Annotated in this window: 25 protein-coding genes, 2 tRNA genes and 2 pseudogenes; 27 read left to right on the top strand and 2 right to left on the bottom strand. The window is 41.2% G+C overall.

All coding sequences use genetic code 11. The features are described 5' to 3' along the window. Positions 1-108: 108 nt before the first annotated feature. The 26 genes and pseudogenes from yabG to QFZ73_RS10930 all read left to right on the top strand — a co-directional run bounded on the left by yabG (position 109) and on the right by QFZ73_RS10930 (position 23,748). Positions 109-987 carry a sporulation peptidase YabG gene (yabG, locus tag QFZ73_RS11055; protein WP_251436701.1) on the top strand — a complete coding sequence of 293 codons (879 nt, stop codon included), beginning with the start codon at positions 109-111 and terminating at the stop codon, positions 985-987. 314 nt (positions 988-1,301) lie between these two features. Continuing rightward, positions 1,302-1,553 (top strand): biofilm formation stimulator Veg, encoded by a 252-nt coding sequence (gene veg, locus QFZ73_RS11050; RefSeq protein ID WP_034316343.1) that lies wholly within the window; start codon positions 1,302-1,304, stop codon positions 1,551-1,553. 152 nt (positions 1,554-1,705) lie between these two features. Beyond that, positions 1,706-1,882: a small, acid-soluble spore protein, alpha/beta type gene (locus QFZ73_RS11045; RefSeq protein ID WP_251436698.1), complete on the top strand. Its 177-nt coding sequence runs from the start codon at positions 1,706-1,708 to the stop codon at positions 1,880-1,882. A 322-nt stretch (positions 1,883-2,204) separates the two neighbouring features. Further along, the gene (ispE, locus tag QFZ73_RS11040) at positions 2,205-3,074 is read left to right on the top strand and encodes a 4-(cytidine 5'-diphospho)-2-C-methyl-D-erythritol kinase (RefSeq protein WP_251436695.1); all 870 of its coding nucleotides are present in this window, start codon (positions 2,205-2,207) and stop codon (positions 3,072-3,074) included. Between the two features lie 61 nt (positions 3,075-3,135). Further along, positions 3,136-3,960, top strand: a complete 825-nt coding sequence (purR, locus tag QFZ73_RS11035; RefSeq protein ID WP_063235908.1) for a pur operon repressor — start codon at positions 3,136-3,138, stop codon at positions 3,958-3,960. A gap of 13 nt (positions 3,961-3,973) precedes the next feature. Then, positions 3,974-4,348 carry a RidA family protein gene (locus tag QFZ73_RS11030; RefSeq protein WP_251436691.1) on the top strand — a complete coding sequence of 125 codons (375 nt, stop codon included), beginning with the start codon at positions 3,974-3,976 and terminating at the stop codon, positions 4,346-4,348. 193 nt (positions 4,349-4,541) lie between these two features. Continuing rightward, positions 4,542-4,838, top strand: a complete 297-nt coding sequence (gene spoVG / locus QFZ73_RS11025; protein ID WP_034316332.1) for a septation regulator SpoVG — start codon at positions 4,542-4,544, stop codon at positions 4,836-4,838. Positions 4,839-5,476: 638 nt separating this feature from the next. Then, positions 5,477-6,850, top strand: a complete 1,374-nt coding sequence (gene glmU / locus QFZ73_RS11020) for a bifunctional UDP-N-acetylglucosamine diphosphorylase/glucosamine-1-phosphate N-acetyltransferase GlmU (protein ID WP_307265969.1) — start codon at positions 5,477-5,479, stop codon at positions 6,848-6,850. 15 nt (positions 6,851-6,865) lie between these two features. Continuing rightward, a pseudogene (locus QFZ73_RS11015) lies at positions 6,866-7,804 on the top strand (ribose-phosphate diphosphokinase); the annotation flags it as partial. A gap of 326 nt (positions 7,805-8,130) precedes the next feature. Beyond that, entirely contained in the window at positions 8,131-9,111 is a 981-nt protein-coding gene (locus tag QFZ73_RS11010; protein WP_251436686.1) for a sulfonate ABC transporter substrate-binding protein, read from the top strand. Positions 9,112-9,124: 13 nt separating this feature from the next. After that, on the top strand, positions 9,125-10,297 hold the full coding sequence (ssuD, locus tag QFZ73_RS11005; RefSeq protein ID WP_307265965.1) for an FMNH2-dependent alkanesulfonate monooxygenase: 1,173 nt from the start codon (positions 9,125-9,127) through the stop codon (positions 10,295-10,297). Next, positions 10,266-11,045, top strand: coding sequence for an aliphatic sulfonate ABC transporter permease SsuC (gene ssuC / locus QFZ73_RS11000; RefSeq protein ID WP_307265963.1), 780 nt, complete (start codon positions 10,266-10,268; stop codon positions 11,043-11,045). The genes ssuD and ssuC overlap by 32 nt, the downstream gene beginning before the upstream one ends. A gap of 13 nt (positions 11,046-11,058) precedes the next feature. Further along, positions 11,059-11,811 carry an ATP-binding cassette domain-containing protein gene (locus tag QFZ73_RS10995; protein WP_251436677.1) on the top strand — a complete coding sequence of 251 codons (753 nt, stop codon included), beginning with the start codon at positions 11,059-11,061 and terminating at the stop codon, positions 11,809-11,811. A gap of 170 nt (positions 11,812-11,981) precedes the next feature. Continuing rightward, entirely contained in the window at positions 11,982-12,620 is a 639-nt protein-coding gene (locus QFZ73_RS10990) for a 50S ribosomal protein L25/general stress protein Ctc (protein ID WP_251436674.1), read from the top strand. A 261-nt stretch (positions 12,621-12,881) separates the two neighbouring features. After that, positions 12,882-13,442, top strand: a complete 561-nt coding sequence (pth, locus tag QFZ73_RS10985) for an aminoacyl-tRNA hydrolase (RefSeq protein WP_251436672.1) — start codon at positions 12,882-12,884, stop codon at positions 13,440-13,442. A 105-nt stretch (positions 13,443-13,547) separates the two neighbouring features. Beyond that, entirely contained in the window at positions 13,548-13,778 is a 231-nt protein-coding gene (gene fin / locus QFZ73_RS10980; RefSeq protein WP_034316319.1) for an anti-sigma-F factor Fin, read from the top strand. Positions 13,779-13,940: 162 nt separating this feature from the next. Further along, positions 13,941-17,477 (top strand): transcription-repair coupling factor, encoded by a 3,537-nt coding sequence (mfd, locus tag QFZ73_RS10975; RefSeq protein ID WP_307265959.1) that lies wholly within the window; start codon positions 13,941-13,943, stop codon positions 17,475-17,477. 186 nt (positions 17,478-17,663) lie between these two features. Beyond that, the gene (gene spoVT / locus QFZ73_RS10970; protein ID WP_063235918.1) at positions 17,664-18,200 is read left to right on the top strand and encodes a stage V sporulation protein T; all 537 of its coding nucleotides are present in this window, start codon (positions 17,664-17,666) and stop codon (positions 18,198-18,200) included. Positions 18,201-18,421: 221 nt separating this feature from the next. Beyond that, a complete protein-coding gene (locus tag QFZ73_RS10965; protein WP_307265957.1) occupies positions 18,422-19,810 on the top strand; it encodes a polysaccharide biosynthesis protein in 1,389 nt (462 codons plus the stop codon). Between the two features lies 1 nt (position 19,811). Further along, positions 19,812-20,045 carry a hypothetical protein gene (locus QFZ73_RS10960; RefSeq protein ID WP_307265955.1) on the top strand — a complete coding sequence of 78 codons (234 nt, stop codon included), beginning with the start codon at positions 19,812-19,814 and terminating at the stop codon, positions 20,043-20,045. Continuing rightward, positions 20,038-21,510 carry a bifunctional methyltransferase/pyrophosphohydrolase YabN gene (yabN, locus tag QFZ73_RS10955; RefSeq protein ID WP_307265953.1) on the top strand — a complete coding sequence of 491 codons (1,473 nt, stop codon included), beginning with the start codon at positions 20,038-20,040 and terminating at the stop codon, positions 21,508-21,510. Before QFZ73_RS10960 ends, yabN begins: the two co-directional genes overlap by 8 nt. A gap of 23 nt (positions 21,511-21,533) precedes the next feature. Beyond that, entirely contained in the window at positions 21,534-21,797 is a 264-nt protein-coding gene (locus QFZ73_RS10950) for an RNA-binding S4 domain-containing protein (protein WP_034316386.1), read from the top strand. 76 nt (positions 21,798-21,873) lie between these two features. After that, entirely contained in the window at positions 21,874-22,182 is a 309-nt protein-coding gene (gene yabP, locus QFZ73_RS10945) for a sporulation protein YabP (RefSeq protein WP_034316308.1), read from the top strand. Then, a complete protein-coding gene (gene yabQ, locus QFZ73_RS10940; protein ID WP_251436659.1) occupies positions 22,179-22,811 on the top strand; it encodes a spore cortex biosynthesis protein YabQ in 633 nt (210 codons plus the stop codon). Before yabP ends, yabQ begins: the two co-directional genes overlap by 4 nt. A gap of 13 nt (positions 22,812-22,824) precedes the next feature. Then, positions 22,825-23,211 carry an FtsB family cell division protein gene (locus tag QFZ73_RS10935; protein ID WP_307265949.1) on the top strand — a complete coding sequence of 129 codons (387 nt, stop codon included), beginning with the start codon at positions 22,825-22,827 and terminating at the stop codon, positions 23,209-23,211. An 81-nt stretch (positions 23,212-23,292) separates the two neighbouring features. Beyond that, entirely contained in the window at positions 23,293-23,748 is a 456-nt protein-coding gene (locus QFZ73_RS10930) for a S1 domain-containing RNA-binding protein (protein WP_063235924.1), read from the top strand. A gap of 162 nt (positions 23,749-23,910) precedes the next feature. Here QFZ73_RS10930 and QFZ73_RS10925 read toward each other — a convergent pair. Both QFZ73_RS10925 and QFZ73_RS10920 read right to left on the bottom strand, forming a co-directional pair. Next, a tRNA-Glu gene (locus QFZ73_RS10925) sits at positions 23,911-23,982 on the bottom strand. 20 nt (positions 23,983-24,002) lie between these two features. Continuing rightward, a tRNA-Met gene (locus QFZ73_RS10920) sits at positions 24,003-24,076 on the bottom strand. Between the two features lie 327 nt (positions 24,077-24,403). On the opposite strand from QFZ73_RS10920, the pseudogene spoIIE reads away from it, so the two are divergent. Continuing rightward, positions 24,404-26,879: pseudogene (gene spoIIE / locus QFZ73_RS10915) on the top strand (stage II sporulation protein E). The last annotated feature ends 19 nt before the right edge of the window (positions 26,880-26,898 follow it).

Genomic DNA, 26,898 nt, shown 5'->3' with positions numbered 1-26,898 from the left:
AAAATGTAATCAATCCCCACCTTTCACCATTCAAGAATGGTTCGCATAACTTAAGAATGAAAATAAACTAGGGCGGGCTGAAAATAAGTCTTCTCATGGGGTGGGGCCATGAATATTCAAATAAACGATATTGTTGGTCGGGTTTCTTATAAATGCGACGTGTTGTTCCGGGTAATCGATATCCGTGATATTGACGGAAGACGTGAAGCCATTCTTTATGGGGAAGATATCCGACTGATTGCAGATGCACCTTTTCAAGATTTAATGATCATTAATGATAATGAAAGAAATGATCGACAAAGGTCGAATGAGGTACTTCAAGAACAATCTTACCGCTTATTAACACAAGATCTAGAGCTGCAACAACAAAAAAATGGCTATCAATCCAGTAATGGCTATCGTTATAGCGGTGAATATTTTCAGATACCAGGGAGGGTCCTCCATGTTGATGGGGATGCATCTTACTTAAGGAAATGCATGGATCTATATCAGAAATTCGGTATTCCGGTCAATGGCATCTATTGCAATGAAAAGGAAATGCCCCAAAGAATCGGGGGGTTGTTGGACCATTATCGGCCGGACATTCTTGTTGTCACCGGTCATGATGCCTATTCAAAATCAAAAGGACCGATGTCCGATATAAATGCCTACCGTCACTCAAAGGATTTTGTACAGACAGTTAGAGAAGCGCGAAGGAGGGTTTCTCATTTAGACCAACTGATTATATTTGCCGGGGCTTGTCAATCGCATTTTGAATCGCTGATCCAAGCGGGGGCAAATTTTGCAAGTTCTCCTTCCCGTGTTAATATACATGCTCTTGATCCGGTATATATCGTCGGAAAGATAAGCTTTACGTCTTTTTCCGATCATATTCATGTATGGGATGTCCTTCGGAATACATTAACGGGAGAAAAGGGGTTGGGGGGAATTGAGACAAAAGGGGTGTTACGGACCGGGTTGCCTTTCAGGCCCTTTCAGGAAGAATGAACGAGCTGCATTTTGAAAGAATGCAGCTTGCTTTTGATGGGGTAAGAATTCGGATATCCTCACAAAAAAACCGGTTTTTTGTTGAGTATTGTCACTAGGCAATGATTTAATTACGAAAATTCGGCTTAATAAATAATGAAATAGTTCGTTTACATAATTTTTCATTTCCCAGGATATAATAAAATTGTTCGCGATTTTGCCGAATTTCAGATAAAAATATATTGACTACATTTTTAAGTGCTGATATAATTTATTATTTTGTTTGCGTATATTTGTAAATTGTGATATACTTAACTTAGTGAGGTGGACCGAAAATGCCAAAAACTCTAGCTGATATTAAAACTGCACTTGATTCAAACCTAGGTAAAAGATTGCTCTTAAAAGCAAACGGTGGAAGAAGAAAGACTGTAGAACGATTTGGAACTTTGGCGGAAACTTATCCGGCTGTTTTTGTAATTGAGCTCGACCAAGATGAAAATGCGTTTGAAAGAGTATCTTACAGCTATGCGGATGTTTTAACGGAAACCGTAGAACTAACATTTTTAAACAAACAACAAGAGATGTAACTTAAACGAGGCAGCGAACAACTTTGTTTGCTGCTTTTTGTTTTGTATAGAATATCCTGCGACCTCCCAATAAAGGCTTAAAAAGGATGTAATGAAATAGCGTATGATGCAAACACTAGGCATGTGACGGCATGTGAAAGGGGTTGCTTCGCTTGAGCAGGAAAAAAGGGATTATGTCAAATGATCTTAAAGAGGAATTGGCTAAAGAACTTGGATTTTACGATGTTGTCCAGAAAGATGGCTGGGGAGGAATCCGGGCCAGGGACGCAGGGAACATGGTAAAACTTGCTATCGAAAAAGCACAACGTCAATTGGTGAACAAAGAGTAAGATAAAACACTTAATTGTACATGCCGTCATGTTGAAAGAAGCCGGACTCTTTATACAATGTATAGCTCTATTCATTTTTGCTTACATTGTAGTTAAGGAGTCTGGTTTTTTTATGTATCGGTGAATGCTATATGGATATGTAGCAAGTCTTTTGGGATGCAGGAAGTAGCTGCTCTCCCATGTGCCTACATGTGTCTATTCTCCTCTAAGGGCCATTGTTAGCTTCATTACATTGAAATTACGATGAAAAAACCTTTAGAATATAAACAAATATGATAGAATAGGACAAGAACTTTTAAGAACGTTAAAGTAGGTGGACATATTGAAGCTTATGGAAAAAGCCCCGGCTAAAATTAATTTGGCTTTGGATGTGCTTTTCAAAAGGCCTGATGGGTATCATGAGGTGGAAATGATCATGACGACAGTCGACCTTGCTGATAGAATTGAACTAAAGGAAATAACGGGAAATCATATTCAAATTCTATCCCATAATCGATTTGTTCCGGATGATCATCGGAATTTAGCTTATCAAGCCGCATTTATTCTAAAGGAACGTTTTGGAATCAATAAAGGTGTTTCTATAACTATAGAGAAAAATATACCTGTAGCCGCAGGACTTGCTGGTGGAAGCAGTGATGCCGCAGCTACCTTGAGAGGCTTAAATAGACTGTGGAAGCTTGGTCTTTCCATGGATGAACTTGCGGAAATAGGAGCTGAAATTGGCTCTGATGTTTCATTTTGTGTATATGGAGGTACGGCATTGGCCAGAGGGCGCGGGGAAAAAATCACGCATCTTCCTGCACCGCCAAAATGCTGGGTAATCTTGGCCAAACCGACGATCGGCGTTTCGACTGCAGATATATACAAAAGGCTCCAAACTTCAAAAATGGAGCATCCGGATGTACCTGGAATGATTTCGGCTATTATGGATAACAATTATCACGATGTATGTGAGGGGTTGGGCAATGTTCTGGAACAAGTGACATTGCAGTTATACCCAGAGGTTGCCAACATTAAAGATCAAATGAAGACATTTGGTGCAGATTCGGTCTTGATGAGCGGAAGTGGTCCGACCGTTTTTGGATTGGTGGAACATGATTCGCGCATGCAAAGAATTTATAATGGACTTCGCGGATTTTGTGATCAAGTTTATGCGGTCCGATTACTGGGTAATCGAAACAATCTTGAATAGAAACGTACATTAGTGGTATAGTTGCTATATAATATTCGGAATTCACAAAGGGGGTGTCTCAATGAAATTTCGTCGCAGCGAGAGGCTAGTCGATATGACCAATTATTTATTAGAACATCCAGGGGAACTTGTTTCGCTGACTTATTTTGCTGAAAGATATAGTTCGGCAAAGTCCTCGATCAGTGAAGATTTGACAATCATTAAAGATACCTTTGAACAACGCGGGATAGGTTCTTTAACAACCGTTCCAGGTGCGGCTGGTGGAGTGAAATATATTGTATCCATCAAGGAAGAAGAAGCCAATGCCTTCATTGATGGATTATGCGATACGATCGCTAGTCCCGAAAGGCTACTTCCTGGCGGTTATCTATATATGACAGACATATTAGGACATCCGCAAACCGTGAATAAGGTTGGAAGGATAATCGCTTCAATGTATGCCAAGAAAAATGTCTCAGTCATCATGACAATGGCAACCAAAGGGATATCATTAGCATACGCCGTGGCAAATTATTTGAATGTTCCAGTTGTCATTGTAAGTAGGAATAATAAAGTAACGGAAGGTTCTACAGTGAGCATCAATTATGTTTCAGGCTCTTCAAAGAGGATTCAGACTATGGTACTCTCTAAGAGAAGCTTGGTTGAGGGTTCGAATGTATTGATTGTAGACGATTTCATGAAGGCTGGAGGTACCATTAACGGTATGGTCAGTCTATTGGATGAATTTAAGGCAACAGTTGCCGGAATTGCGGTGCTGGTCGAATCCGAGCATACGGAGGAGTGCCTTGTCGAGGACTATGTTTCTTTAATCAAGTTGACACAGGTGGTCGAAAGAGACAAAAAAATCAAGGTCAGCCGTGGGAATTATTTTACGAAAAAGGAATAGGGGGAATCATTTCATGAAAACGATACATACGGATGAAGCACCGGCAGCGATCGGACCATATTCACAAGGCGTGATCGTGGATAAGTTATTTTTCAGTTCAGGACAGATCCCACTTACTGCTTCTGGTGAAATGGTAACAGGGAATGTCAAGGAACAAACGCACCAGGTCTTTAAGAATCTCCAAGCTGTATTGAAAGAAGCTGGGGCTTCACTGGAAACTGTCATTAAGGCTACAGTATTCATTAAAAGTATGGACGATTTCGGTTCGATTAATGAAATATACGCAGAATATTTTTCTGGTCACAAACCTGCTCGCTCTTGTGTAGAGGTTGCTCGGCTTCCTAAAGATGCACTAGTGGAAATAGAAGTGGTAGCGCTCGTTAAATAAACGGGCGTTTTTTCATTTTTTTAAAGGGAATTCGTAATGGGGAATTTTCCTGTAATATAAGGGTGATTTTTAGTATTTTTGAAAACTAGGCTGAATTTTCTAAAAAAATTACAGATAATAGAAGGAGTTCACGTTTTTTTGTTGAATATGTACTTTAAGTTTTAACAACAACAAAAAGGGATGGTGAGCTTAAATGGAAGTAACTGACGTAAGATTACGCCGTGTGAATACGGATGGTCGTATGAGAGCTATCGCATCAATTACACTGGATAATGAATTTGTGGTTCATGATATTCGTGTGATCGACGGAAACAATGGTTTATTTGTAGCAATGCCAAGTAAACGAACTCCAGATGGAGAATTCCGGGATATCGCTCATCCAATCAATTCCTCGACACGCGGGAAAATTCAAGAAGCTGTCTTGACAGAATATCATCGATTGGGAGAACTTGAAACCGAACTAGAGGAAGCTGGAGCAGGTGCTTCTTAAAATAACCTTACTTTTAAACTTTAAATTTATAATTCATGCATCTAGAGCCTACTTCATAAGTAGTGCTCTTTTTTATTTATTCAAAAACAGATAAGTTTAGAACTGATCCACTCATCATACAGACATTTGCTTTAATAAATTGTTAAACCTACGTTGTTATCTTCAAAAGTTTAAGTACCCGTCCTTTTTATTTTTTAAACCTTTTTGTTCATCCTGATATTGAAATTCCTGTGGGATTAAGGGGATACCACTTACTCCATCCCAACTAATGTGCTAAAGATGAAATGAACCGGTAAACTGACTTCGGAATGGGATTTAACAGAGGGGGAAGTACTCCTGAATGGCTTGTACATAGGGCATGGCGCGATCATGGCAGTGTTTTGGGATAATGGGGGTGTCTGGTGTTATAAAGGGGAGGAGACATGGTTTCTGTATTAAGCTGTTAATGAAAATGACATCGACCATGATTTAAAATAATGCTAAAGGGTCCAATAATAACACTTGTAAGCCTGTCGGAAATCGAACTTTTTTCACCTAAACAGTTGACAATTATATGTACTTTTAATTGTTACCTTGAAAAGAATCACTATTTGAGATAATATTTTTAGTGGATAAAAAGGTGAAAATGGAGGCCTGTTATGAGTAATCGCTATGCAATAATATTGGCCGCTGGGCAAGGTACTAGGATGAAATCTAAGCTTTATAAGGTTTTACACCCTGTTTGCGGGAAACCAATGGTACAACATGTTATCGATCAAGTCAATCAACTTCAAATAGAAGATATTGTAACAGTCATCGGCCATGGAGCTGAAAAAGTACAAGAACAACTTGGTGATTCATGCAAGTATGCCTTACAAGAACAGCAATTAGGTACGGCACATGCTGTAATGCAAGCGGAAAGCGTTTTATCCGTAAAAAGTGGAACGACCCTTGTTATTTGCGGTGATACGCCTCTGATTAAAGCGGAAACGATGAAAGAGCTTATAGCATTGCATGAGCAAAGTCAGGCGAAAGCAACAATCTTAACAGCATATGCAGATAACCCTGCTGGTTATGGAAGGGTCCTTCGCGGTGAAGGCGGTCTTGTAGAAAAAATCGTCGAGCATAAGGATGCCACTGATGAAGAAAGATATGTTAAGGAAATAAATACCGGTACATATTGCTTCGATAACCAAGCATTATTTAGCGCGCTGAAAAAAGTTTCAAATGAAAATGTCCAGGGAGAATATTACTTACCGGATGTTATTGAAATCTTAAAAGAGGAAGGCGAAGTGGTGACGGCCTTCCAATCCAGTGATTTCGAGGAGACATTGGGTGTAAATGACCGGGTGGCTTTATCGCAGGCGGAGCGAATTTTACGGAAACGCATCAATGAAATGCATATGAGGAATGGTGTAACGATCATCGATCCGCTTACTACGTTCATTGAAGCGGATGTGCAAATCGGACAGGATACAGTCATTAACCCTGGGTCATTCATTAAAGGTAAAAGCATTATCGGGCAGGATTGCTTGATTGGCCCGAATACGGAAATCAGTAATTGTGAAATTGGTGATGGAACGGAAGTCCTCCAATCGGTTGTACACGAAAGCAGTATTGGAAGCTTTGTTAAAATCGGCCCATTCGCACATGTTAGACCTCAATCAGATATTAAGGATTCCGTTAAGATCGGTAATTTTGTCGAAATTAAAAAGACCGTTTTTGGCGAAGGAAGCAAGGCCTCTCACTTGAGTTATATTGGAGATGCAGAGGTTGGGGAGAATGTTAATATAGGCTGCGGATCTATTACCGTGAATTACGACGGGAAAAATAAACATTTGACGAAGATTGAAGACAATGTCTTCATAGGCTGCAATTCTAATCTGGTTGCACCCGTGACGGTGGGAGAAGGGGCATATGTAGCTGCTGGGTCAACCATCACGCAAGATGTACCGCAGGAAGCCCTGTCCGTTGCCCGGGCTCGTCAAGTTAACAAAGAAGATTATGTCAAGAATTTGAAATTTAATAAATAACCGACGGAGGTCATCATGTCAAATCAGTATTTAGATCCTAATTTAAAAGTATTCTCTTTAAATTCAAACTTCGATTTAGCTCAGGAAATTGCTGCTGCAATCGGTGTTGAACTTGGAAAATGTAGCGTAACAAGTTTCAGTGACGGTGAAGTTCAGATTAATATTGAAGAAAGTATTCGTGGCTGTGACGTTTACGTAATCCAATCAACAAGCCAACCAGTCAATGAAAATTTAATGGAACTTTTAATTATGATCGATGCTCTTAAACGTGCTTCAGCTAAAACGATCAATATTGTAATGCCATATTACGGTTATGCCCGACAAGATCGTAAAGCGCGTGCGCGTGAACCAATTACAGCTAAACTTGTCGCAAATCTTTTAGAAACGGCTGGTGCCCACCGTGTTATCACATTAGATCTTCACGCACCACAAATTCAAGGTTTCTTCGATATTCTGATCGATCACCTTGTTGCTGTTCCAATTTTAGCTGATTTCTTCAAGGAAAAAGATTTAAGTGATATCGTCATCGTTTCCCCAGATCATGGTGGTGTAACACGTGCCCGTAAAATGGCCGATCGCCTAAAAGCACCGATTGCCATTATCGATAAGCGCCGCCCAAGACCGAACGTGGCTGAAGTCATGAACATCATTGGTAATATTGAAGGGAAGACAGCAATACTGATTGATGACATCATCGATACTGCAGGCACTATTACACTAGCGGCCAATGCCCTTGTGGAGAATGGTGCTAAAGCAGTGTATGCTTGTTGTACACACCCAGTCCTTTCAGGTCCTGCCATCGAAAGGATTCAAAATTCAACGATCAAGGAATTGGTCGTGACTAACTCGATTGCCCTATCTGAAGATAAGAAAATCGATAAAATCACTGGACTTTCTGTAGCACCTTTAATTGCAGAGGCAATTATTCGTGTGCATGAGGAACAATCAGTCAGCACATTTATTCGATTGATAACAAAATTAACCAAAACACGGCGGGCCTTCGGGCTCGCCGTGTTTTGGTTTGGAATTTTCAAAAAATATTAAATTCTCAGTTGACAGATATGAATACTAATAATAAAATGGCTATACAAATTCAATTCATATTCATGGAATGAAAACCTGTACTAACGCAAGTGCATATTGGTTAACGCCGATCGGACTACCGAAGGCTCCTTTTCACTTACCATTGAACATTAGGCATCTTTTGCCCTATTGTCCTATTGGTGAAGAAAAGGAGCCTTTTATTTTTATATAAATAGTTTAAGAAGGGTGTGCAGAATATGAAGAAAAAACGAAAGATATGGCTGCTGTCCATCTTCAGCATCTTCATGCTGATAGTAAGTGCATGCGGGCATGAAAAGAACAGTTCCACAAGTGCTGATGCAAAAGAATCGGATAAGACCATCCGAATCGGTTATCAAAAATTCGGGACATTAAATATTTTAAAATCAAAAGGGGAGCTGGAAAGCCATTTAAAAGAAGTGGGGTATACGGTCGATTGGACTGAATTCCCTGCAGGACCTCAACTGCTTGAAGCCTTGAATGTCGGCAGCATTGATTTTGGGCACACAGGGGAGGCGCCACCGATATTTGCACAGGCAGCCAATGCTCCGCTTGTCTATATTGCCAATCAGCCGGCAAACCCTTCGGGAGAGGCTATAGTCGTGCAAAAGGATTCACCCATTAAAAATGTGAAAGATTTAAAAGGTAAGAAGGTTGGCTTGAATAAAGGTTCAAATGTTCATTACCTATTGGTCAAAGCGTTAGAGGAAGCAGGTCTTACTCTTGATGACATTCAGCCCGTCTACTTGCCGCCGGCTGATGCAAGGGCTGCTTTTGAAGGGAACCAAATCGATGCCTGGGTAATATGGGATCCATTTTTATCAGCGGCGGAATTGGAACTTAAAACGAAAACGATTCAGGATGGAGAAGGACTAGTGGCGAATCGTGAATTCTTTTTGGCAACTGATTCATTTGCCGAGAACGAAGAGGCTTTGAAGATTATCAAAGAAGAACTGATAAAAGTTGATAAATGGATTGAAGAAAACCCAAGGGACGTCGCTGATTTTTTATCTCCGGAAATTGGAATGAGTGTTGAGGCATTGGAAAAAACATTAAAAAGAAAAGAATATGGACTTGAGGAGATTTCCAGTACGGTTTTGGATGATCAACAAAAGATTGCCGATACATTTTTTAATCTTAAATTAATTCCAAGCAAGATTAATGTTCTGGATGCATCTGCAGATGTTAAAAAAAATTAAGGGGGAAATAAAAATGAAAGTTTTTTGGTTTTTACCATCACACGGGGAAAGTCGCTATTTAGGATCGACAAAGGGAGGGAGGGCGATCACGCTTCCTTATTTAAAACAAATAGCACAGGCAGTCGATCATTTGGGTTTTGAAGGGGCTTTGCTTCCAACAGGACGGTCTTGTGAGGATGCTTGGGTAGTGGGTTCTTCATTGATTTCTGCAACGGAAAGAATGAAATTTTTAGTAGCGATTCGTCCAGGTTTAATGTCGCCAACCTTAGCTGCGCGTATGGCTTCAAGCTTTGACCGGTTGTCGAATGGCCGTCTCTTGATCAATGTAGTAACTGGAGGGGACCCAGTCGAATTGGCGGGTGATGGCGTATTTCTGAATCATAAGGAACGCTATGGGCAAACAGATGAATTTCTCGATATCTGGAGAAAGGAAATATCTGGTGATAGAGTGGACTTTGAAGGGGAGCACTTAAAGGTTGAAGGTGCAAGTATTCTGTTGCCCCCTGTACAAAAACCGTACCCACCGCTCTATTTTGGAGGTTCATCCGATCCAGCCATCGATATATCGGGAAAGCATATTGATGTCTACTTGACTTGGGGTGAGCCGCCGGTGCAAGTGGCTGAAAAAATTGAAAAGGTACGTAAAAAAGCAGAAGAGTATGGACGTGAAGTCAGATTTGGCATTCGCATGCATGTCATTGTAAGAGAAACGGAAGAAGAAGCTTGGCAGGCGGCGGAGGAACTCATTAAATATGTGGATGACGAAATGATTGAAAATTCACAAAAGATTTTTGAACGGTTTGATTCAGTGGGACAGAAGAGGATGTCGCAACTCCATAACGGAAACAGGGATTCACTCGAAATCAGCCCTAACCTATGGGCAGGTGTAGGTCTTGTGCGCGGGGGTGCCGGTACGGCACTAGTCGGAAGTGCAGAAAATGTTGCCGCCAGAATGAAGGAATATGAAGAAATCGGAATAGAATCCTTTGTTTTATCTGGGTACCCTCACCTGGAAGAAGCGTACCGTGTTGCGGAACTATTATTCCCTTTACTCCCTGTCGAACAGCTGCAAGTTCCCGTTTCGAAAGCGACGAGTCCATTCGGGGAAATTCTGGCGAATGACCACTACCCTACAAAAGGAAGTGAAATTGAAGATGCAGAAAAAGTTAAACAAAAAGTTCAATAGGTTCTACCTCATATCATGGCTTGTGCCCATTCTCCTTTTGGTAACTTGGCAGCTGCTGTCTTTGTGGGGGATTCTGTCGGAACGGATATTGCCTGCCCCGACTGAAGTCTTTCAAGCTGGCGTCGCTTTATTGAAAACAGGGGAACTTATAGATTATATCGGCATCAGTGCCCAGCGTGCCTTCATCGGCTTTTTAATCGGCGGGATTATTGGTTTTGTACTAGGGTTGTTAAATGGATTATCATCCATTGCTGAAAGCTTGTTCGATACATCGCTTCAGATGTTGCGTAACATTCCGCATTTAGCTTTAATACCACTGGTGATTCTATGGTTTGGTATAGAAGAAGAAGCGAAAATTTTCCTTGTCGCCTTAGGGGTTCTATTTCCTATCTATTTAAATACATTTCATGGAGTGAAATCGGTTGATAAGGAATTAATTGAGGCGGCAAGGGTTTATGGGTTAAGTGGTTTTTCTTTATTTTGGAATGTGATCCTCCCTGCAGCCTTTCCGTCCATTTTGGTGGGTATCCGCTTTTCCCTTGGAATCATGTGGGTCACATTAATTGTCGCAGAAACAATATCCGCTAATTCCGGAATAGGATATATGGCCATGAATGCCCGGGAATTCATGAGGATGGATATTGTTGTTCTCAGTATTCTCTTATATGCCTTATTGGGAAAAATATCGGACGTTGCGGCCAAAGTAATTGAAAAAAGATGCTTAAAGTGGCATCCATCATATCAATGAGGAGGTCATTAATATGAAAAATGGAAATTCGTTGGAGTTACAGGGTGTAAGAAAGGATTTTGGGGAGTTTGAAGTATTAAAGGGGATGGACCTCACATTTAAAAAAGGGGAATTTGTAGCCATTGTCGGTAAGAGTGGATGTGGAAAGAGCACCTTGCTTCGTCTTGTGGCAGGACTGGAAATGCCGACGGGCGGGCAGATACTGGTGAATGGAAAGCCATTGAATGGATTAAATAAATCGTCACGTACGATGTTTCAGGATGGAAGGCTTTTTCCTTGGAAAAAAACCCTTGAAAATATTGGTGTAGGCTTGAAAGGGGATTGGAAGCCAAATGCTATGGAATTACTGGAGCAAGTGGGCCTTGCAGATCGAGCAAATGATTGGCCCTCCGTTTTATCTGGGGGGCAAAAACAAAGGGTTGCATTAGCCAGGGCATTGGTGAACCAACCTGACATTCTCCTCTTGGATGAGCCATTAGGGGCATTGGATGCTTTGACGAGAATTGGCATGCAAAGGCTGATTGAAGAACTATGGAGGAAAAGGGACTTTACTGCCTTACTTGTAACACATGATGTTGAAGAAGCCGTAATGCTTGCCGACCGTGTCATATTAATCGAAGAAGGCAAAGTCGTCATGAATAAGGAAATCAATCTGCCGAGACCACGGAAAAAGGATAGTATTCAATATTCATCACTAGCAGCTCAAATCCTTAACCGAGTGATGCAAGTTGAGGGGGAAATCGAAAACAAAGCGATTCACGCTTGAATTAGAAAAAAAGAATGAAAAAAGATTTTGCGGCGAATTCCTATGTTTACCATATGTTTATCCTCTTTTTGCTCCCTTTGGATTTTACCTTTCATGTTTAATGATTCGCCATTTAGGGAAATGTTAAATATAGAGAAACTTGTAATAATATTTAGGAAGGCGGAGGATGTATGAGTAATATATTAGCTGCAAAAGAACGTACGGATTCAAAACACTCTAATTTAAGGAATTTAAGAGAAAATGGCGAAATCCCTGCGATAGTATATGGCAATAAAAATGACAGTACGGCCATTTCAGTCAATAATATCGAGCTTCAAAAGACAATCAAGGAAATAGGCCGTAATGGAATCATTTCTTTGGACTTGGAAGGCACGAGTTATAAAGTCATGCTCTCTGACTATCAAAAGGATCCAATAAAGAACTCCATTTATCATGCAGACTTTTTAATTGTAGATATGTCCGCTCAATTACAGGCACAAGTTCGCGTTAACCTTGTCGGTGTTTCTAAAGGCGTGAAAGACGGCGGGGTCCTTCAGCAGTCCCTTCATGAAGTGACGGTTACGGCTAAACCTAATGACATTCCTGACTCCATCGATGTTGACGTTACCGAACTTCAGGTAGGGGATACAATCTACATATCCGATATCCAAACGAATAAGCAAGTTACAATCGACAACGATGGTGAAGAAGTCGTTGCATCTGTTTTGGCTCCTCGTCAGGAAGAAGAAATAAGTACGGGTGAACAGCAAGATGGCGGTATCCCTGAAAATGAAGAAGGCAGGGAAACCAAGGCATCACCAGAGTCATGATGCCGGGATTAAACAAGTGAATCGTGATATAATAGACGTAGCTCTTAACGAGTTACGTCTTTTCAATCTCTGGATGCATCAATTTAAACCGGACCATTTTTTTCGTATTGGATTCCTTTAATTAGGATTTTTCCTAATTAGTTCTCCGGACGCTTGCAGGCCAGCTTGAAATTAGGGTACTATTTTTCTAAGGTCAATGATCTTGGAAAAACTTCGTCCCAGCGTAACTCCCTAAATAACCGTAGTGACGGAGTGTGAATCATGAAAATTATTGTAGGGTTAGGGAACCCAGGTAAACAATATGAAAAAACTCGGCATAACGTCGGATTTGAAGTAATAGATGAGTTATCCAAAAGATGGTCGATTCCACTTGATCAAGCAAAACATAAGGGAATATATGGTACGGGAATGGTAAAGGGAGAAAAGGTTTTATTGCTTAAACCCTTAACCTACATGAATTTGTCAGGAGAATCCATTTCGGCTGTCATGCATTTCTTTAAAGTGGATATCGCGGATGTGGTCATTATATATGATGACCTTGATTTGCCTCCAGGGAAGCTTCGCCTTCGTCAAAAAGGAAGTGCAGGCGGTCATAATGGGATAAAATCTTCAATTGCCCATTTGGGTACGCAAGAATTCAATCGAATCAGAATAGGCATTGGCCGCCCGATTGGCCGTATTCCGGTATCCGATTATGTATTAGGGCGTTTTTCGCCTGAAGAATGGGATCATGTCGGGGCAACGATCGAAAAAAGCGCAGCTTCTTGTGAAGCCTGGATTGAAAAACCATTTATACAGGTCATGAACGAATATAACCAATAAGCAGAGAGTAGATATAAGTAAAGAATAATATCTTCCTGTTTCGCTGAATAAAATCCCTCTACTTTTGTACATACTAACACTATTACTAAAATAGGGGGTTACCAAATGGCTCTCCATTATCGATGCCGACATTGCGGAACTAAGCTGGGCTCAATCGAGGCACACTCACTGAGTACGGAGCAGTTGGGTTTTAATCAACTTACCGATGAAGAGCGACAAGAGATGATCGTTTATGATTCTGAAGGGGATATGCATGTAAGGGCGATATGTGAAGATTGCCATGAATCGCTGCAAAGAAACCCTGATTTATATGAAAACGATTATATTATTCATTAGCGGGAGAGGGCTTTGGACAAAATCCAAAGCATTTTTCCGTTTGTCTGGAATGCCAGGGCAGATAAATTTTCCGTTAATAAAGAGGACGCTTGGTAAAATGGCCAAGTTCAAATAAAAGGATTTCAAATGGTTTTCGCACGTTAAAGAGAGGGGGGAAAGAAAATGAATGGATTGCAGAACTTGTTCTCCAAACAAGATGATGTTCATTCGTTAATAGCCGGCATCGATGAAGGACTTAAGGAGCAAATCGTCTCTGGTCTGACAGGTTCCTCGAGATCACTATTGCTGGCTTCCGTATATGAAAAGACGAATAGGCCTATTTTATTAGTTACCCATAATTTATTGCAAGCACAAAAATTCCATGAGGACTTATCCAGTTTCATACCCGAGGAAGAATTATATATATATCCAGCCAATGAATTGATTGCAGCTGATTTGAGTGTAGCCAGCCCGGAATTAAGGGCCCAACGTGTAGAGGCATTGAACTTTTGGGCGGAGGGAAAGAAAGGGATTGTCATTGCGCCAATTCCCGGGGTGCGTCGTGTGCTTCCTCCAAAGGATATTTGGAAGAGGCATCAGCTCGCGTTTAATTTAGGGGAAGACATCGAACTTGAACCAACGCTTAATAAATTCATTGCCATGGGTTATAGCCGGTCTGAAATGGTTGCTTCTCCAGGTGAGTTCAGTATCAGGGGCGGTATCATCGATATTTATCCGATCACCGAACCTAATCCAATACGAATTGAATTATTCGATACCGAAATAGATTCAATAAGGACTTTTTCAAGCGAAGATCAGCGATCCATCGAGAAACTCAAGAAAGTGACGATTGGTCCTGTCAGTGAGGCTTTGCTAGAGACGGAGCATATTGAAAGAATCATAACAAGGCTCGAGAGCGGATTAAGTAAAAGTTTGAAGAAACTTAAAGATGAGAAAACCAAGGAACAGCTGGTTCAAACGGTCAGTTATGAACTTGAACAGTTGAAAATGGGGAATAAACCCGACAAAATCTTTAAATACTTAAGTTTAGCGTATGAAGATCCAGCTAGTTTAATAGATTATTTACCGGTAAATGGTTTGGTTTTCTTAGATGAAATCAGTAGAATCCAGGAAATCAATGATTCTTTGGAAAAGGAAGAGGCTGGGTGGTACACGGATCTTTTAAGTCAGGGACAAATTATCCATGACATAAAATTGGCTCACCCCATGCAGGAATTAATAATGAAATCCAGCAGGCCGTTTGTATACCTTTCATTGTTTTTACGGCATGTACCGCATACGAATCCTCAGAATATCCTGAATTTTGCCAGTAAACAAATGCAGAATTTCCACGGACAGATGAATGTGTTCAAAGCTGAACTGGAACGTTGGAAAAAAGGGAAATATACAGTCGTCATACTTGGACAGGATGAAGAACGGGTAAAAAAACTGCATTCAGTTTTAGCCGATTATGATATAGAGGCAGCAGAACTGTTTAATGCGAACAGCATTCTTCCAGGTAAAGTACAGATTTTACGCGGCAGTCTGAATAGCGGCTTTGAATTACCTATGCAAAAATTCAGTATCATTACGGAAACGGAATTGTTTAATAAGAAATCAAAGAAATCAGTACGGAGACAGAAACTATCGAATGCGGAGCGAATCAAGAGTTATTCCGAACTGAAGATCGGTGACTATGTCGTTCATGTTAATCACGGAATCGGTAAATACTTGGGTATTGAAACCCTTACGATAAATGGGGTCCATAAAGATTACCTGAATATACGTTATCAAGCGGATGACAAATTGTATGTTCCTGTCGACCAAATTGATCTTGTCCAAAAATATGTCGGTTCTGAAGGGAAAGAACCGAAGCTTTATAAGCTAGGCGGAACGGAATGGAAACGTGTCAAAAGTAAGGTTCAATCATCCGTTGAGAACATTGCCGATGATTTAATCAAGTTATATGCAGAAAGGGAAGCGGCTAAGGGCTATGCCTTTTCACCTGATGGTGATATGCAGAGAGAATTCGAAACATCATTCGCTTATAACGAAACGGAAGATCAATTACGTTCCATAGTCGAAATCAAAAAGGATATGGAACGGGAACGGCCGATGGATCGTTTATTATGTGGGGATGTTGGTTATGGGAAGACAGAGGTGGCCATCAGGGCCGCTTTTAAAGCCATAATGGATGGCAAGCAAGTTGCATTTCTTGTTCCGACCACAATCCTCGCCCAGCAGCATTATGAAACATTAAGGGAGCGTTTTCAGGATTATCCCATTTCGATTGGTCTTATGAGCCGTTTCCGGACTAAAAAACAGCAAACGGAGACGATTAAAGGATTGAAGGCCGGCACGGTGGATATTGTGGTTGGCACGCATAGGATTTTATCCAAAGATATCGTGTACCGCGATTTGGGGTTGCTTATCATTGATGAGGAACAGCGCTTTGGCGTTACACATAAGGAAAAGATCAAACGGTTAAAAACTAATGTGGATGTACTGACTTTGACTGCGACGCCGATTCCGAGGACTCTTCATATGTCCATGTTGGGCGTGAGGGATCTGTCCGTCATCGAAACACCGCCTGAGAACCGATTCCCGATCCAAACTTATGTCATGGAGTATAATGGCTCGTTGGTAACGGAAGCGATAGAACGGGAATTGGCCAGGGGTGGTCAGGTTTATTTCCTTTACAATCGGGTAGAGGATATAGCAAGAAAAGCAGAAGAAATTTCCATGCTGGTGCCCGATGCCCGTGTCACCTATGCTCATGGGCAAATGTCAGAGCAAGAACTGGAAGCCGTCATGTTCGGCTTTTTAGAAGGCGAATATGATGTTTTGGTAAGTACAACCATTATAGAGACGGGTGTTGATATCCCGAATGTCAATACGCTTATAGTGAATGAAGCGGATAGAATGGGACTTTCACAGCTCTATCAGCTGCGTGGCCGTGTGGGGCGATCCAATCGGGTGGCATATGCATTCTTCACTTATAGGAAAGATAAAGTGTTGACGGAAGTGGCAGAAAAACGTCTCCAATCCATTAAGGAATTTACTGAATTGGGTTCAGGGTTCAAAATCGCGATGCGTGATTTATCCATCAGGGGAGCTGGAAACATTCTAGGGGCTCAACAACATGGCTTCATCGATTCAGTTGGCTTTGATCTGTATTCACAAATGTTGAAAGAAGCGGTAGATGCGAAACGTAATGACCAACCAGCCGAAGAAAAGAACACCCTGGAAATTGACGTTGAAGTGGATGCTTATATCCCTGATGCCTATATAATGGATGGACATCAGAAAATAGAAATGTATAAAAGGTTCAGAGGGATTGCTTCGCTTGAAGAAGTGGAAGAATTACAGGATGAAATGATCGATCGTTTCGGTGAATATCCAGAAGAAGTTTCCTATTTATTCATGATTGCCGAAATGAAGGTATATGCTGTAATGGCCGGAATTGAAAGCATTAAACAATTAAAGCAGGAAATCAGCATTATCCTTAGGGAAAAGGTCAGCAGCAATGTGGATGGACAAAAGGTGTTCGAGCTGGGGTCGAAGTATGGCCGTATGGTGGGCTTCGGCATGGACGGCAATCGAATGAAACTGGTCCTGCACATAAAAGGCGTAGAACAAAGCAAATGGCTTAATATTCTATTTGAGATGGCCAAGGGTTTACGGTATGTAAAAAAAGAGACGCAAGCCACAAAAAACTGAATTGAATGATTGTCCTCTTGAAGAATTTTTTTAGGTACCATGGTAAAAAAATGCAACAAAAAGAAAAATTTTTTCAAAGTGCATAGAACTTACCATTAGAAAAATACTAAGTACAATAGCTGGTGATGATTTTGCTACAAAATGAGGATTTATCAAATCAATTAGATGAAAGTGAGGCAACATTAGATGAAAGCAACTGGTATCGTTCGCCGAATTGATGATTTAGGAAGAGTCGTCATCCCGAAAGAAATTCGCAGGACCCTCCGTATTCGTGAAGGAGATCCACTGGAAATATTTGTGGATAGAGATGGAGAAGTCATTCTAAAGAAATACTCTCCTATTAGTGAATTAGGCGATTTTGCAAGGGAATATGCAGAAGCACTTTATGATAGTCTTGGAAACCCAGTTATGATTTGTGACAGGGATACTTACATTGCAGTGGCAGGCGGCTCAAAAAAAGAATACTTAAATAAAAGCGTGAGTGAACTAGTGGAAAAAATCATGGAAGAAAGAAATCCTGTCTTGGAGTCTCCGAACGGACAAATTTCATTCGTTGATTCCAATGATGAAGAGGTTCAATCTTATACTGCAGCTCCGATCATTGCGAGTGGCGACCCGATTGGTGCCGTCTTGATTTTCTCTAAAGATAGTACCATTGGTGAAGTGGAACAGAAATCGGTTGAAACAGCAGCAAGTTTCCTAGCTAGACAAATGGAACAGTAACCTTGGACATGCCATTATATTTTTAAAGATGGAAAGGGCAGCAATCGCGCTGTCCTTTTTGCTCTTTCCAAAAGGTTAACCGGATGGGGCAGACATAAAGAGGGGGAGAATATTCTTCGAGGTGAATATGGAAAATGATTAACAGTATGGCTGGAATTGAAAAATAACCATTGGAATTATGCTATAATAACTACCACATATGAGTGAAAAGGGGAAAAAGAATGGCTGAAAAGCCTTATAAATCATCAAATGAACTTTTTCGGGGTGCGCTGATTTTAAGCGCAGCAGCGATTATCGTAAAAGTATTGAGTGCGGCCTATCGCATACCTTATCAGAACATTGCGGGTGACATCGGGTTTTATATCTATCAACAGGTTTATCCCTTCTACGGTGTTGCTTTTACATTATCAACACTTGGCTTTCCGGTAGTCATATCCAAACTTATTGCAGAACGGGAATCTTCCAAAAATAACTTTGCGGTCAAGGACATTTTAGTGACATCATTCGTCGTCTTAAGTTCGATAGGAATCATGATGTTTGCTGCACTATTCCTTGCCGCTGATTGGATTGCAGGATGGATGAAGGATCCGCATTTAGCCGGTCTGCTGAGAATCGTTGCCTATTCCTATTTATTAATGCCGATTTCATCTGTTTTAAGAGGCTACTTTCAAGGAATAAACGACATGTTACCGACGGCAGGTTCGCAGGTCGCTGAACAATGCATCCGTGTATTGACGATACTTGTGCTTTCCACAATATTCGTGTATCTAGGGTACTCTCCTTATATGGTCGGCAAGGGGGCAGTCTTCGGTTCGATTACCGGCGGCATAACTGGCCTGGTACTGCTTATTGCTTTCGTTATTTTAAGAGAAGAATGGAAGCTTTTTTTACGAGTGAGAATCAAACCGTTAAATTTCATCAAAATTTCCAAGGTCCTGATTTTCCAAGGTTTGGCCTTTTGCATAACTGGCTTGATCCTTATCTTGTTTCAGTTTGTCGATTCACTGCACCTGTATTCCCTGCTAAGGGAAACGGGGATGGGGGAAAGGGAAGCCAAAGAATGGAAAGGGGTATATGACCGAGGACAGCCGTTGCTTCAGCTAGGTACAGTCGTGGCCAATTCCTTTGCATTGGCGCTTGTACCTGTAATATCCGGATTCGTTCAGAGGAAAAGTGAACTTGAATTATTGAATAAGATTAAATTGGCGCTTCGTGTAAGTGCGACGATAGGACTCGCTGCTGCGATCGGGCTGGTGGTGACGATGAAGCCTGTCAATCATATGCTGTTCACGGATGCCAAAGGGACAATTACTTTAGCGATTTTCTCTTTATCGATTTTATTCACATCCCTCATAATGGCAGAAGCAGCAGTGATTCAAAGTTTAGGCTATTCGTTCGTACCGGTGATCATTACGATTGTGGGGGTGGGCAGCAAGTGGGCTTTAAACCTTGTTCTGGTGCCCCATTACAAAATCGCGGGAGCAGCCTCGGCAACAGTTCTTGCATTTATGATCATGACTGTATTATTTTATTTGGTTTTGAGAGTACATATTAAAAAGACATTAATTGAAAAGAAGCACGTGTTAATAATCTTGAAGAGTACGGTTTAACATGGGTACGGCAGTTGTTTTATTCAATGGCTTATTCGAATTGATGTTTTCAGGCGAGAGCCGGCTGTTAGCTACGATCCAAGCTTTGATCGGTGTAGGGATCGGTGCAGCCGTTTTTGTGATGACCACCCTTCGTGCAGGCTTATTTGGTGAGGAAGAACTTTCGCTTATACCCGCAGGTTCAAAGCTTAAACGATTTATAATAACGAATAGGAGTATACGAAATCATGAATGAGATTACGATAATAGGCCTTGGTGCAGGGGATTTAGATCAGCTTCCGCTAGGGATTTATAAAAAATTGATACAAACAGAACAATGCTTCGTCAGAACGATCGATCATCCGGTAATCGTAGATTTGAAAAAGGAAGGAATCAATTTCACGGCGTTTGACGGAATATATGAAAAGCACGACCAGTTTGAAGCGGTATATGAAGAAATTTCCGGAACATTATTACAAGAGGCTTCAAAGCGTTCCGTTCTATACGCAGTTCCGGGGCATCCTATGGTTGCGGAAAAAACGGTTCAGCTTTTGCTCGAAAAGGGTCCGGCTATTGGAATAGCCATTAAGCTGGAAGGCGGGCAAAGTTTCCTTGATCCCTTGTTTCAGGCTGTTAAAATCGATCCGATTGAAGGGTTCCAGCTTTTGGATGGAACAGATCTTTCACCGGATGATTTGCACATTACCCAGCATATGATAATCGGGCAGGTGTATGATGCATTCAGCGCATCCAATGTGAAGTTGACTTTAATGGAAAAACTTCCGGATGACTACGAGGTATATATCGTTACAGCGGCAGGCAGCAGTCAGGAAAAAGTGACAAAATGTGCTCTGTTCGAGCTGGACCGTCAGATGGAGTTAAGTAACTTGACGAGTGTTTATGTCCCGCCTGTTAAAGAAGAAGCGTTACAGTATCGGGAGTTTTCTAAGCTACGGCAGATCATCGCAGAACTTAGAGGTCCTGACGGATGTCCTTGGGATAAGAAACAAACTCATGAAAGCTTGAAGAAATATCTAATAGAAGAGGCGTACGAGCTGATTGATTCCATCGATGAAGAGGACGATGAGGGCATGGTTGGTGAACTTGGGGATGTCCTGCTTCAGGTGATGCTTCATTCACAAATCGGTGAAGATGAGGGCATGTTCACGATTGATGATGTGATTGAAGGCATTACGGCGAAAATGATTCGACGCCACCCTCATGTATTCGGAAATGTTGAAGTGAACGGCGAAGAAGATGTATTAGTGAACTGGCAGAAAATCAAAGAAGATGAAAAAGGGAGCGAAACAAAAGCTCTGAAATCCATACTGGATGGTATTGAGAAATCGCTGCCAAACTTACTTCGGGCCGAAGAGTATCAAAAAAGGGCTGCGAAGGTCGGATTTGATTGGGATGAGGTTTCCGAAGCCTGGAAAAAAGTCAGGGAAGAAGTGCAGGAATTGGAAGAGGAAATAGTAAGCCCGAACAGGGATGTCGAAAGAATAAAATCAGAGCTGGGCGACCTCTTTTTTGCGCTTGTCAACATTTCACGTTATTATGACATACAAGCGGAAGAAGCCGTCTACAAAGCAAACCAGAAATTCCACCAGCGTTTTACATATATAGAAGAGTGCGTTCAAAGGGCAGACAAAAAGTTTGAGGATTATACATTGGAAGAACTGGATTCATATTGGGATGAAGCCAAAGCTAAAGGACTTTAATTAAGGGAGAGATTTGAATGTCGATGAGATTGGATAAATTCCTAAAGGTTTCAAGGTTGATCAAGCGCCGCACACTTGCGAAAGAGGTTGCGGATAAAGGGAGAATCACGATTAACGGACAACAGGCCAAAGCAAGTTCGAATGTGAAAGATGGCGATGAGTTGACTGTAAGGTTCGGACAAAAGCTGGTTACGGTACGTGTCGATAAAATTCAAGAAACGACGAAAAAAGAAGCGGCTGCAGATATGTATACCATCGTAAAGGAAGAAAAGCTAGCGGAGGAGTAAGGACAGGCTTGGTTCTAATTCCACTCTTACGGACATACACTTGTACAAAATCAGTGGTACTGTGAGGGATGAAAAAATGAGCCAATATATTGATCCGAATGCTGGTTACACAAAAGGAACGACCCAAGAGCATGATGTAACGATGAAAGGCCGCCGTTTACTTGATATTACCGGTGTCAAACAAGTTGAAAGTTTTGATAATGAAGAGTTTCTGCTCGAAACGTCAATGGGATTCTTATCTATCCGGGGCCAAAACTTGCAAATGAAGAATTTAGACGTTGATAAAGGCATCGTTTCCATTAAGGGAAAGATTTTCGACCTTGTTTATTTAGATGAGCAATCAGGGGAGAAAGCTAAAGGCTTCTTTGGCAAGTTGTTCAAATGACCTTAACGATCCAATTTTATACGTTGCTTGCGATGATAGGCATGGGCAGTGGCTTTGGAGCTGCCCTGGATACGTATAGCCGGTTCCTGAATCGTTCAGAAAGGAAAAGGTGGATTGTATTCATCCATGACTTCCTTTTCTGGATCATTCAGGGTCTCCTTATTTTTTATGTTTTGTTTTTAGTGAATGAGGGAGAGTTTCGCCTCTATTTATTTTTGGCCTTATTATGCGGTTTTTCAGCTTATCAAGCACTTTTCAAAGGTTTCTATCAACGTTTATTAGAGATTTTGATAATACTTGTGATAAAGTTGGCGAGATTTATAACGGATTCGGTTCACATGCTGATATTTCTACCGATAAAATGGGTAATAGTATCTGTAATAGCCATCATCATTGGGATAGGTAAGTTCGTTTTAGCATTATTAAAATGGGCTGGGAAAATACTTCTCTTTATTTTGAATATACTCTGGAGGCCATTAAAATGGATTCTGACTTATATATGGAATTTATTGCCGGTTTTTGTTACGAAAAACGTCGGGAAGTTTTATAATAAAGGAAAAGGGATTTTATTGAAAATAAAGAATTCTATATTTAGAACGATAAATGGATGGAGAAATAAAAAGAAATGAGGAGCGATAAAAAATGAGTAGCCTGCGTAAAAGGAAAGTGGCAAAAATAGAAAATCCCTACGTCGCTCAACAAGAGAAAAAAGTACAAACCGTAGAAAAAAAGAAGCGTGGTCTTATGCGTAGATTAACTCTTTACTCAGTTTTCGCCGCTGTCTTTTTGATTTTTGCCGTTTCCACCCTCATAACGCAAAATGTTGCACTGGATGGGAAAGTTAAACAGAAGGAAGAATTGAAGGGAAAGTTAGCTGAATTGAAAAAAGACGAGACCCTTCTTAAAGAAGAAATCGTAAAGCTTAATGACGACGACTATATAGCGAAAATAGCCAGACGGGATTATTTCTTATCTGAAAAAGGCGAAATCATTTTTACCCTTCCAAAAGGGAAGGAAGATAGTGACTAATATTGACACTGTTTTTTTACTTTCGTTATAATATAGTGTGAAGAGATTTTTTTAACATTTCTAAGGAGGAACATTTTTTTTATGTCAATCGAAGTAGGCAGCAAGTTACAAGGTAAAGTAACAGGCATAACTAATTTTGGTGCATTTGTAGAGCTACCTCAAGGTTCAACCGGTCTTGTCCATATCAGTGAAGTGGCTGATAACTATGTCAAGGATATCAATGATCATTTAAAAGTCGGCGATACAGTTGAGGTGAAAGTCATCAATGTTAAAGATGGCAAGATTGGCTTGTCCATAAAAAAAGCGATAGACCGTCCTGAAGGTGAGCAAAAACCTGCATACACACCACGTCCGCGCCAAGGAAGAGGGAATGACAGCCGTTCCAAAGACTTCCGCTCGAAAGGTAATAGTTTCCAACCAAAGGAAAACTTTGAGCAAAAAATGGCTAAATTCTTAAAAGATAGCGAAGACCGCTTAACGACCCTTAAACGTAGCACCGAAACGAAACGGGGAGGTCGAGGAGGAAGACGCGGATAAAACTGCTGCTGAAAATAATAGTTTAGCAACTTTCCTGTGAAATTATTCATAGTGTAGATAAAGGCAAGCTTGCCGGCTTGTCTTCTTTTAATATCAACAATAAAAAAAGCGCCTCTGTACACTTACTTAAGATAAGTGTACAGAGGCGCTTTTGGTATTTGATGACCCGTACGGGATTCGAACCCGTGTTACCGCCGTGAAAGGGCGGTGTCTTAACCGCTTGACCAACGGGCCGTGATTTTCATGATAAAAGATAGCGGCAGAGGGGATCGAACCCCCGACCTCACGGGTATGAACCGTACGCTCTAGCCAGCTGAGCTACGCCGCCATAATGGTAAGTGCTACTGAAGCACAAGTTATATCTTACATTCGTGAGGAAAAAATGTCAACAAAAAAAATAAAGATTGTCGGTTTCCATTTCCTGATTATTTATTCGTGTTATTTTCCGCAAAAATAACCTAAAAACTTTGCTTTTCTTCAAAAAAAAAAGAACACCCGTTTCTGTAATGAAAAAAAAGGCACAAAAACCTGTATACAAATGATTGTTCAAGAAGAATTTCGTCGAACGTTTTTCTTATCCGCTTATAAAATTCTGACAAAAAAATAGACAAGCCCTCTATATAATAAAAATCACTAATACGAATGGGGTGTTGAAATGGAAAAAGTAGAAAGACCTATGATGGAACCTCTTGGAGATGTTCAGTTAAAAGAAGCGAAGGCAGGGGCCATCAATTGGATCCAACAGCTGCAAATGAAGACGGAAGACATATTCATAAAAAAAGGCATTTCTTTAGCAATTATCGGTTTTTTATTAGGACGGGCATTGATTCTTTCACAGCTGGCACCATTTGGACTTCCGTTTTTCGCAGCCGTTTTTCTCATGAGACGTGACAGGGCGCCACTGGCTTTATTCGGATTGATTGCAGGTGGGTTGACCATTCACTATTCGAATAGTTTAGTCATCTTTGCATCGGCGTTCCTGCTCCTGTTATTTCATAAGATCAAGAGGCCCGCCGTGGAAGGACAATTCAAGACGATGTCGATGTACGTCTTTGCTTCACTATTCCTGGTCAACCTGGCCGAGCAATATCTGGTATTTCGAACGATTCAGCTGTACGACTTGATGATGATAGGAGTAGAGGCGGGACTCGCAATGATTTTAACCTTAATCTTCATACAGTCCATCCCGATGCTGACCATTCGGACAAAGTCCCAATCATTAAAGACGGAGGAAATCGTCAGCATTATCATCTTGCTGGCTTCGGTGATGACCGGAACCATCGGCTGGATGATATACGATTTATCACTCGACCATATATTCTCGCGATACCTGGTCCTCCTCTTCGGGCTGGCGGGAGGGGCCGCCATAGGCTCCACTGTAGGTGTGGTTACTGGATTGATATTCTCCTTGGCAAGTATTGCAAGTCTTTATCAAATGAGCCTTCTCGCATTTTCAGGGCTTCTGGGCGGTCTGTTGAAGGAGGGAAGGAAGATAGGGGTTGCCGCAGGCCTCTTGATTGCTACGTTACTGATCGGTTTATATGGTGAGGGCACCAATAATATTATGGTGACCCTTTATGAATCACTTATAGCTGTGGCCCTATTTTTATTGACACCGTCATCCATAATCAACAAAATAGCGAAACATATACCGGGAACAGTCGAGAATTCTGATGAACAGCAGCAGTATGCCCGAAAAGTGAGGGATGTCACCGCTCAAAGGGTGGAGCAATTTTCACATGTATTTGAGGCGCTCTCTAATAGCTTTTCCCAAGTGGATGAAAGAGGGAGATTGGAGGAAGATGAGAAAGAATTCGACTACTTCTTAAGTAATGTAACGGAAAAAACGTGCCAGCTTTGTTTTAAAAAGGAACAATGCTGGTCCAAGAACTTTAATACAACCTATGACGGCATGCAGGAAATTATGCTTCAATTAAGTGAAAATAATGGTCAGCTCCCCCAAAAAACTTCGAAAGAATGGGGGAAATATTGTAGTCGCGGGCCTCAGGTCATTGGGGCGATATCACAGGAGCTTACTTATTTTGAAGCTAACCAAAAATTAAAAAGGCAGGTGAAGGAAAGTCGGAAACTAGTGGCGGATCAACTGCGGGGCGTTTCGGCAGTAATGGATGATTTTGCGAAAGAAATTCAAAGGGAAAGGAAGAATCATCATGTACATGAAGAATCCATTTTGGAAGCCATCCAGGATTTTGGACTGCACATAGGTCATGTTGAAATATACAGTCTAGAACAAGGGAATGTTGATATAGAGATGAGTGTCCCATACTGCCAGGGCAGAGGGGAATGTGAAAAGTTGATTGCACCTATGCTTTCTGACATTTTAGGGGAAACGATAGTCGTTCATTCAGAAGAGTGTGCAACGTATCCAAACGGGCAATGTGAGGTGATATTTAGGTCAGCGAAAAAATTCACGGTCGAAACGGGTGTGGCTCATGCTGCCAAGGGGGGAGGGCTTGTATCAGGAGACAGTTATACGACCATGGAGATTGGTTGTGGCAAATTCGCAATAGCCATTAGTGATGGAATGGGAAATGGGGAAAGGGGCCCATTTTGAAAGTACAGAGACATTGAAGCTGCTTCAAAAATTTTTACAATCGGGAATAGAAGAAAAAATAGCCATTAAATCCGTAAACTCCGTATTATCTCTACGCACTACCGATGAAATATTTTCGACTCTTGATTTGGCAATGATTGATCTTCAGGACGCAAGGGCTAAGTTTTTAAAAATCTGTTCGATACCGAGTTTCATTAAAAGGGGGGATAGGATAATAAAAATTGAATCAAGCAACCTCCCTATGGGAATCATCCAGGATTTCGATGTTGATGTTGTATCAGAAGAGCTGAAGGCTGGGGACATATTAATCATGATGAGCGATGGAGTGTTCGATGGCCCCTCACATGTCGAAAATATCGAATTCTGGCTTAAACGAAAAATCAAGGAAATGGAAACAGACGATCCGCAGGAAATCTCTGATTTAATATTGGAAGAAGTCATCCGAACAAAAGGGATCATAGATGATGACATGACAGTGGTGACTTCGAAAATTAAGCATAACACACCGAAATGGGCATCCATTCCCGTTTCTCCAAAACGCAAAAAGGCCCAGTAGGGGCCGTTTATATATATAT

Origin of the sequence: Peribacillus sp. V2I11, assembly GCF_030817135.1 — a bacterium.
In the GTDB taxonomy this organism is placed as follows: Bacteria; Bacillota; Bacilli; order Bacillales; family DSM-1321; genus Peribacillus; species Peribacillus simplex.
This window is presented reverse-complemented; position numbering and strand designations above follow the sequence as displayed.

Excerpts from the sequence above, each read along its gene's own strand:
- QFZ73_RS10965 (WP_307265957.1), top strand. The coding sequence starts at position 18,422 with ATGGCTGAAAAGCCTTATAAATCATCAAATGAACTTTTTCGGGGTGCG.
- QFZ73_RS10935 (WP_307265949.1), top strand. The coding sequence starts at position 22,825 with ATGAGTAGCCTGCGTAAAAGGAAAGTGGCAAAAATAGAAAATCCCTAC.
- glmU (WP_307265969.1), top strand. The coding sequence starts at position 5,477 with ATGAGTAATCGCTATGCAATAATATTGGCCGCTGGGCAAGGTACTAGG.
- ssuD (WP_307265965.1), top strand. The coding sequence starts at position 9,125 with ATGAAAGTTTTTTGGTTTTTACCATCACACGGGGAAAGTCGCTATTTA.
- spoVG (WP_034316332.1), top strand. The coding sequence starts at position 4,542 with ATGGAAGTAACTGACGTAAGATTACGCCGTGTGAATACGGATGGTCGT.
- QFZ73_RS11010 (WP_251436686.1), top strand. The coding sequence starts at position 8,131 with ATGAAGAAAAAACGAAAGATATGGCTGCTGTCCATCTTCAGCATCTTC.
- yabN (WP_307265953.1), top strand. The coding sequence starts at position 20,038 with ATGAATGAGATTACGATAATAGGCCTTGGTGCAGGGGATTTAGATCAG.
- QFZ73_RS11030 (WP_251436691.1), top strand. The coding sequence starts at position 3,974 with ATGAAAACGATACATACGGATGAAGCACCGGCAGCGATCGGACCATAT.
- yabP (WP_034316308.1), top strand. The coding sequence starts at position 21,874 with ATGAGCCAATATATTGATCCGAATGCTGGTTACACAAAAGGAACGACC.
- yabQ (WP_251436659.1), top strand. The coding sequence starts at position 22,179 with ATGACCTTAACGATCCAATTTTATACGTTGCTTGCGATGATAGGCATG.
- yabG (WP_251436701.1), top strand. The coding sequence starts at position 109 with ATGAATATTCAAATAAACGATATTGTTGGTCGGGTTTCTTATAAATGC.
- ssuC (WP_307265963.1), top strand. The coding sequence starts at position 10,266 with ATGCAGAAAAAGTTAAACAAAAAGTTCAATAGGTTCTACCTCATATCA.
- pth (WP_251436672.1), top strand. The coding sequence starts at position 12,882 with ATGAAAATTATTGTAGGGTTAGGGAACCCAGGTAAACAATATGAAAAA.
- QFZ73_RS10990 (WP_251436674.1), top strand. The coding sequence starts at position 11,982 with ATGAGTAATATATTAGCTGCAAAAGAACGTACGGATTCAAAACACTCT.
- QFZ73_RS10960 (WP_307265955.1), top strand. The coding sequence starts at position 19,812 with ATGGGTACGGCAGTTGTTTTATTCAATGGCTTATTCGAATTGATGTTT.
- fin (WP_034316319.1), top strand. The coding sequence starts at position 13,548 with ATGGCTCTCCATTATCGATGCCGACATTGCGGAACTAAGCTGGGCTCA.
- spoVT (WP_063235918.1), top strand. The coding sequence starts at position 17,664 with ATGAAAGCAACTGGTATCGTTCGCCGAATTGATGATTTAGGAAGAGTC.
- veg (WP_034316343.1), top strand. The coding sequence starts at position 1,302 with ATGCCAAAAACTCTAGCTGATATTAAAACTGCACTTGATTCAAACCTA.
- purR (WP_063235908.1), top strand. The coding sequence starts at position 3,136 with ATGAAATTTCGTCGCAGCGAGAGGCTAGTCGATATGACCAATTATTTA.
- QFZ73_RS10930 (WP_063235924.1), top strand. The coding sequence starts at position 23,293 with ATGTCAATCGAAGTAGGCAGCAAGTTACAAGGTAAAGTAACAGGCATA.
- mfd (WP_307265959.1), top strand. The coding sequence starts at position 13,941 with ATGAATGGATTGCAGAACTTGTTCTCCAAACAAGATGATGTTCATTCG.
- QFZ73_RS10950 (WP_034316386.1), top strand. The coding sequence starts at position 21,534 with ATGAGATTGGATAAATTCCTAAAGGTTTCAAGGTTGATCAAGCGCCGC.
- QFZ73_RS10995 (WP_251436677.1), top strand. The coding sequence starts at position 11,059 with ATGAAAAATGGAAATTCGTTGGAGTTACAGGGTGTAAGAAAGGATTTT.